The sequence below is a fragment of the Pseudomonas tehranensis genome (genome assembly GCF_014268615.1).
In the GTDB taxonomy this organism is placed as follows: domain Bacteria; phylum Pseudomonadota; class Gammaproteobacteria; order Pseudomonadales; family Pseudomonadaceae; genus Aquipseudomonas; species Aquipseudomonas tehranensis.
The window spans coordinates 1-8639 of the sequence record NZ_JABWQV010000213.1 but is presented as its reverse complement, the minus strand read 5'-3'; the positions used below and the strand labels follow the sequence as shown (position 1 = coordinate 8639).

The window sequence follows — 8639 nt, the reverse complement described above, 5'->3', positions numbered from 1 at the left end:
TGTGGGAGCGAGCCTGCTCGCGATGACGCCGTCTGGTTCAGCATATCTCTCAAGTGAATGTCACAAGCTGGTGACATAACTCGCCCCTTTCGTTACCTGCCGCCCGCCATCCCTTGTTTAGACTCCCTGCGTCAAAACAACAAAAAAGGTACTCCCATGGACACCTTCCAACCGGCCTTCAGTAGTTGGCTGAACGCACCTGCCCACCAGCAATGGCTTGCCGCCGAAGGCTTGCGCCTGCTGGCGTTCGCCAAAGCCGCGAAGCTGCCGGACGGCTTTGGCAATCTGGACGACCAGGGCCGCCTGCCGGACGATGCCCGGGCTGAAACCATGAACACCGCGCGCATGACCCATAGCTTTGCCATGGCTCATATCCAGGGGCTGCCCGGTTTCGCCGAACTGGTGGACCACGGTGTCCAGGCCCTCAGCGGCCCTCTGCGGGACGCCGAGCACGGCGGCTGGTTCGCCACGGCGCAACCCCACGAGAACGACACCGGCAAGGCCGCCTACCTGCACGCATTTGTCGCCTTGGCGGCGAGTTCCGCGGTGGTGGCCCAACGTCCTGGCGCCCAGGCGCTGCTGGATGAAGCTGTGCGGGTGATCGATGCGCACTTCTGGAGCGAAGAGGAGGGCGCCCTGCGCGAGTCCTTCAACCGCGACTGGAGCGATGAGGAAGCCTATCGCGGCGCCAACAGCAACATGCACGCCACCGAAGCCTTCCTGGCGCTGGCCGATGCCACGGACGAGCCCCGCTGGCTGGTCCGCGCGCTGCGTATCGTTGAGCGGGTCATCCACGGCCACGCCGCCGCCAATGACTACCTGGTGGTGGAACATTTCGATCGCCACTGGCAGCCGCTTCGCGAGTACAACCACGACAACCCAGCCGACGGTTTTCGCCCTTACGGCACCACGCCCGGCCACGGTTTCGAATGGGCGCGGCTGCTGTTGCACCTAGAAGCCGCGCGGGTGCAGATTGGTATGTTGACGCCCGGCTGGCTGGCCCAGGACGCGCAAAAACTCTTTGACCAGAACTGCCGTCACGGTTGGGAGGTCGATGGCGCGCCAGGCATTGTCTACACCCTGGACTGGGACAATCGCGCGGTGGTTCGCCATCGCCTGCATTGGGTGCATGCCGAAGCAGCGGCCGCCGCCAGCGCCTTGCTCAAACGCACCGACGAGGCGCAATACGAAGTCTGGTACCGGCGGTTCTGGGAGTTCTGTGACAAACATTTCATCGACCGTTGCAACGGTAGTTGGCACCACGAACTCGATCCGCAGAACCGCCCCAGCGCCGACATCTGGCCGGGCAAACCGGACTTGTATCACGCCTGGCAGGCGGTGCTGATCCCGCGTTTGCCCCTCGCCCCCAGCATGGCGACGGCGTTGGCGAAACTCTCCAGCCCCGCGCCTGTGTAACCATGCCGTGACATTTACGCGTCCCTTCGTTACCTGCCAAGGGATTTCCCCTGTTTAGAATCCATGCAGCGCAAGCATCAGACTTGCATGCATAACAACAAGAAAGGTACTTCCTAGATGAATGCGATTTCTCGCCTCGCTACTGTCATTTCTCTTGCTTCCCTGCTTCCCGTCGCAGCATTCCCTGTCAGCGCCCTTGCCGCCGAATCCAAAGGCAGCGTCGAAGTCGTTCACTGGTGGACGTCCGGTGGCGAAAAAGCCGCAGTCGATGTGCTCAAGGCCCAGGTCGAGAAAGACGGTTTTACCTGGAAGGATGGCGCTGTTGCCGGGGGTGGCGGTTCCACGGCCATGACCGTGCTCAAGAGCCGCGCCGTGGCCGGTAACCCTCCGGGTGTGGCCCAGATCAAAGGCCCGGACATCCAGGAGTGGGCGTCCACCGGGCTGCTCGACACCGACGTCCTGAAAGACGTGGCCAAAGCAGAGAAGTGGGACAGCCTGCTCGACAAGAAAGTCTCCGATACCGTGAAGTACGAAGGTGATTACGTCGCCGTGCCGGTGAACATCCACCGCGTCAACTGGCTGTGGATCAACCCCGAAGTCTTCAAGAAAGCCGGCATCACCAAGAACCCGACCACCCTCGAAGAATTCTACGCCGCCGGCGACAAGCTCAAGGCAGCAGGCTTCATTGCGCTGGCCCACGGCGGCCAGCCTTGGCAGGACAGCACCGTGTTCGAAGCCGTGGTGCTTTCGGTCATGGGGGTCGATGGCTACAAGAAAGCTCTGGTCGATCTGGACAGCAAGGCCCTGACTGGTCCGGAGATGGTCAAGGCGTTGACCGAGCTCAAGAAAGTCGCGACCTACATGGACGTCGATGGCAAGGGGCAGGACTGGAACCTGGAAGCGGCCAAGGTCATCAACGGCAAGGCCGGCATGCAGATCATGGGTGACTGGGCCAAGAGCGAATGGACCGCCGCGAAGAAAGTCGCCGGCAAGGACTACGAGTGCGTAGCGTTCCCGGGCACCGACAAGGCCTTCACCTACAACATCGATTCCCTGGCGGTGTTCAAGCAGAAAGACGAAGGCACCGCGGCCGGTCAGCAGGATATCGCCAAGGTCGTGCTGGGTGAGAACTTCCAGAAAGTCTTCAGCATCAACAAGGGTTCGATCCCGGTGCGCAACGACATGCTGGCCGACATGGCCAAGTACGGTTTCGATTCCTGCGCCCAGACCGCTGCCAAGGACTTCCTGGCGGACGCCAAGTCCGGCGGCCTGCAGCCAAGCATGGCGCACAACATGGCGACCACGCTGGCGGTACAGGGCGCGTTCTTTGACGTGGTGACCAACTACATCAACGACCCGAAAGCCGACCCAGCCGACGCTGCCAAGAAGCTGGGCGCAGCGGTTCAGTCTGCCAAGTAACCGTTAGCACCGCAGGCCCCTGTGGGGGCGAGCCTGTGGGAGCAAAGCTTGCTCGCGATGAACGATAACGCGCTCATTCGAAAGACCGAGACGCCTTCATCGCGAGCAAGCTCAGCTCCCACACAAGCCCGCTCCCACAAGGGATGCCCTTGTAATCATTACCCTTTGTACTGGATCTTCCCATGAGTTCTGTTGCTGTGTTCAGCAAGGCCTCGCCGTTCGATGCATTGCAGCGCTGGCTACCAAAACTGGTGCTGGCGCCGAGCATGTTCATCGTGCTGGTGGGCTTCTACGGTTACATCTTGTGGACGTTTGTTCTGTCGTTCACCACCTCGACCTTTCTGCCCAATTACAAGTGGGCTGGCCTGGCGCAGTACGCACGGCTGTGGGACAACGACCGCTGGTGGGTGGCGAGCAAGAACCTGGCAGTCTTCGGTGGCATGTTCATCGGCATCACCCTGGTGATCGGTGTACTGCTGGCGGTGTTTCTTGACCAGCGCATTCGTCGCGAGGGTTTCATCCGCACCATTTACCTGTACCCGATGGCGCTCTCGATGATCGTCACCGGTACGGCCTGGAAGTGGTTGCTTAACCCGGGCATGGGCCTGGACAAATTGTTGCGTGACTGGGGCTGGGAAGGCTTCCGCCTGGACTGGCTGATCGACCCGGACCGTGTGGTGTATTGCCTGGTGATCGCCGCGGTATGGCAGGCCTCGGGCTTCATCATGGCGATGTTCCTGGCCGGCCTGCGGGGTGTTGATCAGTCGATCATCCGCGCCGCGCAGATCGATGGCGCGAGCATGCCGCGCATCTACTGGAAAGTGGTGTTGCCGAGCCTGCGTCCGGTGTTTTTCAGTGCGGTGATGATCCTGGCGCACATCGCGATCAAGAGCTTTGACCTGGTGGCGGCAATGACGGCCGGCGGTCCGGGTTACTCCTCCGACCTGCCTGCCATGTTCATGTACTCCTTCACCTTCAGTCGCGGCCAGATGGGCATGGGCTCGGCCAGTGCGATTCTGATGCTCGGTGCGATTCTCGCAATCATCGTGCCTTACCTGTACTCCGAGCTGAGGACCAAGCGTCATGACTAGTCTCGCTGCCAAACCTGCCATCAGCCTGAGTCGCATCGCGATCTACGCGGTACTGATCCTTGCCGTATTGCTTTACCTGGTGCCGTTGGTGGTCATGCTGTTGACCAGCTTCAAGACACCGGAAGACATCAGCACCGGCAACCTGCTGAGCTGGCCGACCGTGGTCACCGGCATCGGTTGGGTCAAGGCCTGGGCCACGGTTGACGGGTACTTCTGGAACTCGATCAAGATCACCGTCCCGGCGGTGCTGATCTCCACCGCGATCGGTGCATTGAACGGCTACGTGTTGTCGATGTGGCGCTTTCGTGGTTCGCAGTTGTTCTTCGGCCTGTTGTTGTTCGGCTGCTTCCTGCCATTCCAGACCGTCCTGCTGCCGGCTTCCTTCACGCTCGGCAAGATGGGCCTGGCCAGTACCACCACGGGCCTGGTGTTCATCCATGTGGTCTACGGCCTGGCGTTCACCACGCTGTTCTTCCGTAACTACTACGTGAGCATTCCCGATGCGCTGGTAAAAGCGGCGCGACTGGATGGTGCGGGTTTCTTCACCATCTTCCGGCGGATCATCCTGCCGATGTCCACCCCGATCATCATGGTCTGCCTGATCTGGCAGTTCACTCAGATCTGGAACGACTTCCTGTTTGGCGTGGTGTTCTCCAGCGGCGATTCGCAGCCCATCACGGTGGCGCTGAACAACTTGGTCAACACCAGTACCGGGGCCAAGGAATACAACGTTGATATGGCGGCGGCGATGATCGCCGGGCTGCCGACCCTGCTGGTCTATGTGGTGGCAGGCAAGTATTTCGTGCGCGGTCTGACGGCCGGCGCAGTCAAGGGGTAATCATGGCAACGCTCGAACTTCGCAATGTAAACAAGACCTATGGTGCCGGCCTGCCGGACACCCTGAAGAACATCGAGTTGTCGATCAAGGACGGTGAGTTCCTGATCCTCGTCGGCCCTTCGGGTTGCGGCAAGTCGACGCTGATGAACTGCATCGCCGGCCTTGAAACCATTACCGGCGGCGCGATCATGATCGGTGACCAGGACGTCAGCGGCATGAGCCCCAAGGATCGCGACATCGCCATGGTGTTCCAGTCCTACGCGCTGTACCCGACCATGAGCGTGCGCGAGAACATCGAGTTCGGTCTGAAGATTCGCAAGATGAATCAGTCGGCCATCGATGAGGAAGTCACTCGCGTGGCCAAGCTGCTCCAGATCGAGCACCTGCTCAACCGCAAGCCCGGCCAGCTTTCCGGTGGCCAGCAACAGCGCGTGGCCATGGGCCGGGCGCTGGCGCGGCGGCCGAAGATCTACCTGTTCGACGAACCGCTGTCCAACCTCGACGCCAAGCTGCGGGTCGAGATGCGCACCGAAATGAAACTGATGCACCAGCGCCTGAAGACCACCACGGTCTACGTGACTCACGACCAGATCGAAGCCATGACGCTGGGCGACAAAGTGGCGGTGATGAAGGACGGCATCATCCAGCAGTTCGGCACGCCGAAGGACATCTACACCAACCCGGCCAACCTGTTCGTGGCGAGCTTCATCGGTTCGCCACCGATGAACTTCATCCCCCTGCGCCTGCAACGCAAGGACGGCCGCCTGCTGGCATTGCTCGACAGTGGCCAGGCCCGTTGCGAGCTGCCGATGGGCATGCAGGATGCGGGTCTGGAAGACCGTGAAGTGATCCTCGGCCTGCGCCCGGAACAGATCATGCTGGCGGGCAATGAGCCCAATGGCTTGCCCACCATTCGCGCCGAAGTCCAGGTCACCGAGCCCACCGGGCCGGACACGCTGGTGTTCGTCAACCTGAACGACACCAAGGTTTGCTGCCGCCTGGCGCCGGACGTGGCGCCGCAGGTGGGGGAGACCCTGACGCTGCAGTTCGATCCCTCGAAAGTGCTGCTGTTCGATGCCCAGTCCGGCGAACGCCTGGGCGTGGCCGGCCAGGCACCGGCCGATACCCGAGCCGCCAACGTCGCGCAATTCAAAGGACGATGAAGAACAAATGTGGGAGCGGGCTTGTGGGAGCTGAGCTTGCTCGCGATGAACGATAACGCGGTCATTTGAAAGACCGAGGTGCTTTCATCGCGAGCAAGCTCAGCTCCCACACAAGCCCGCTCCACAAGGGAGTATGCGGTGAGTGGGGGACCATTCGCCGCAATCGTTGTAAACCGCGTTAGATAAAAACAGTTAATAACAATAAAGACGAGGATGTAGGGATGAAGAAGAACAACAACGCCCAGCGTGTCTGCCAATTGTCCGCTGTTGCGGCGATGATGCTGGCCGGTAGTGCGCATGCGGCCGAGGCTTTCAGCGCCGATTCGCAGTGGATGACGGGCGACTGGGGTGGCGAGCGGACCAGGCTGATCGAGCAAGGTATCGATATCAAGGCTGATTTCGTTGGTGAGATGGGGGCCAATCTCGACGGCGGTTACAACGATGACAAGACTGCGCGTTGGTCCCAGCAGTTTGGCTTGGGCGTAGCCCTCGACCTGGAGAAACTGGCGGGTTGGGGTGATACCACGGCCAAGATTCAATTCACTCGCCGGGACGGTCGCAACATCTCCAACGACCGTATCGGTGATCCACGTGCCGGCACCCTCAGCTCTTCCCAGGAAGTCTGGGGCCGTGGGCAAACCACCCGTCTGACCCAGTTGTGGATCAAGCAGCAGTATTTCGACAGTAAGCTGGATGTCAAAGCCGGTTATTACGGGGTCGGTGAAGATTTCAACAGTTTCCCGTGCGAGTTCCAGAACCTGGCGTTCTGCGGTTCGCAAGCCGGTAACTGGGCAACCGGCATCTGGTACAACTGGCCGATCATGCAGGCGGCGATTCGCGTCAAGTACAACCTCACGCCGGAACTCTATGCGCAGATCGGTGCTTACAACCAGAACCCATCTCAACTGGAAAACGGCAACCGCTACAAGCTCAGTGGCAGCGGCACCCAGGGCACGCTCATTCCGGTCGAGTTGGTCTGGTCGCCCAAGCTCAATAGCCTGCCAGGCGAGTACCGTATCGGTTACTACAAAAGTACGGCCAAGGCTGATGACGTCCGCGAAGATGACAATGGCCAGGATGCCGCGACAACCGGTAACGCCTACCGCAGCCACAGCAGCAAGGATGGCTACTGGTTCGTGGTGCAGCAACAGCTCACCAGCCACAATGGCGACGCCTCGCGCGGTCTGAACATTGCGGCCAACGCCACCTTCCATGACAAGGAAACCAACGTCGTCGACAACTACCAGTCGCTGATGTTCGTGTACAAGGGTCCGTTCAATGCGCGTCCTAAAGATGACGTCGGGATCGGTTTTTCCCGCATCCATGTCAACGAAGACGTGAAGAAAAACGCCGAGCTGATCAACGCGGCCAATGGTGTCAGCGACTACGACGATCCGTTGTTCTCGCCGTTGCGTGGCACCGAATACAACTACGAAATCAACTATGGTTTCCACGTAACCAACTGGCTGACCGTACGCCCTAACCTGCAATACATCACGCATCCAGGTGGTGTGAATGAAGTCGACGACGCGCTGGTCGCCGGTCTGAAAATTCAGTCGGTGTTCTAACGCTGTTGCGATAAGCTCCTCTCTATGTGCGCATATTTGCGGATGGCCAAGGCTGTCCGCTTTTTTTTGGGGTGTAGGAGCAAGGCTTGCCCGCGATGAAGATGACGCGGTCTTCCATAGCACCGAGTCGCCTGCATCGCGAGCAAGCTTTGCTCCCACGGGCCTGCGGGGATAAATCCACCTCGCCACAAAAACTGTCGCATCAGTTGAGCATTCAATGATTTCCAGGACCGCAGCTCATGCATGAGCATCCGCTACAACGCTTTTTCAGATCCTTGCGCGAGCGCCCGGTGTTTGCGTGGGAGCGCTATCGGCAACGCGATGTGCTGGTGATCGATCATCCGCTGTGCCAGGCGGTGTTCAGTCGTCAGGGCGCGCAGCTATTGCACTTTCAGCCTCGCGGTCAGAAACCCTGGCTGTGGTGCGCGGCCAAGTGGCCACAAGTCGGCGCAATACGCGGCGGGGTGCCGGTGTGCTGGCCGTGGTATGGCCGTCACCCCAGCGAAAACGCCTGGCCGTCTCATGGCTGGGCACGGTTGATCGACTGGAAACTGCTCGACAGCCGCAGCGATGAAACAGGCGTGCACCTGCACTGGCAGCTCCAGTTGTGCGACTGGCAGGTGGACCTGCACGCCGACTTGGGCGAACGCATGGAATTACGCTTGAGCACCGAGCATCAAGACAGCCTGCCGTGCCAATTAAGCCAGGCTCTGCACGCCTACTGGCGTATTGGTGATGTCGGTGAGATAGCGCTGTCCGGGCTCGAAGGCGCGCAGGGCTACGACCAGTTGAATCGCGCAGTCTGTCAGCAGGAAGGCGATTTGCGCGTCGAGGGCGGTTGTCAGCGGGTGTTCCAGCATGAGGGTGAACTGCAGCTTAAGGACCACGCCTGGCAGCGTGAGCTGTGCATCGACACCGGCGCCAGCGCCGATACCGTGGTGTGGCATCCCGGTGCCCGGCCTTTGCTGGGGGTGAGCTGGGATGAAATCAGCGAATTCGTGTGTGTCGAGGCGGCCAGCGGCGGCACCGATAGCCTGTGCCTGGCGCCGGGGGAGCGGGCGCATTTGAGTTTGCAGGCGTGGGTGGGGGCTTAACTCAGGATCTCTGGTGTGGCGACTGGCGCCTTCGCGAGCAAGCCCGCTCC

General features: G+C 60.5%; 7 protein-coding genes. All 7 read left to right on the top strand.

What is annotated here, in order from left to right:
* The first annotated feature begins 156 nt into the window (after nt 1-156).
* The 7 genes from HU811_RS21770 to HU811_RS21740 all read left to right on the top strand — a co-directional run bounded on the left by HU811_RS21770 (nt 157) and on the right by HU811_RS21740 (nt 8589).
* Nucleotides 157-1416: a D-mannose isomerase gene (locus HU811_RS21770; protein ID WP_092454329.1), complete on the top strand. Its 1260-nt coding sequence runs from the start codon at nt 157-159 to the stop codon at nt 1414-1416.
* A gap of 117 nt (nt 1417-1533) precedes the next feature.
* Nucleotides 1534-2835 (top strand): ABC transporter substrate-binding protein, encoded by a 1302-nt coding sequence (locus HU811_RS21765; protein WP_186658038.1) that lies wholly within the window; start codon nt 1534-1536, stop codon nt 2833-2835.
* Between the two features lie 182 nt (nt 2836-3017).
* Nucleotides 3018-3926: a carbohydrate ABC transporter permease gene (locus HU811_RS21760; RefSeq protein WP_092397063.1), complete on the top strand. Its 909-nt coding sequence runs from the start codon at nt 3018-3020 to the stop codon at nt 3924-3926.
* Nucleotides 3919-4764: a carbohydrate ABC transporter permease gene (locus HU811_RS21755; protein WP_092397065.1), complete on the top strand. Its 846-nt coding sequence runs from the start codon at nt 3919-3921 to the stop codon at nt 4762-4764. The genes HU811_RS21760 and HU811_RS21755 overlap by 8 nt, the downstream gene beginning before the upstream one ends.
* A gap of 2 nt (nt 4765-4766) precedes the next feature.
* Nucleotides 4767-5927, top strand: a complete 1161-nt coding sequence (locus HU811_RS21750; protein WP_186658035.1) for an ABC transporter ATP-binding protein — start codon at nt 4767-4769, stop codon at nt 5925-5927.
* Between the two features lie 221 nt (nt 5928-6148).
* A complete protein-coding gene (locus tag HU811_RS21745) occupies nt 6149-7495 on the top strand; it encodes a carbohydrate porin (protein ID WP_186658032.1) in 1347 nt (448 codons plus the stop codon).
* 239 nt (nt 7496-7734) lie between these two features.
* Complete coding sequence (locus tag HU811_RS21740; RefSeq protein ID WP_186658029.1) at nt 7735-8589, top strand: D-hexose-6-phosphate mutarotase; 855 nt, start codon at nt 7735-7737, stop codon at nt 8587-8589.
* Nucleotides 8590-8639 lie beyond the last annotated feature (50 nt).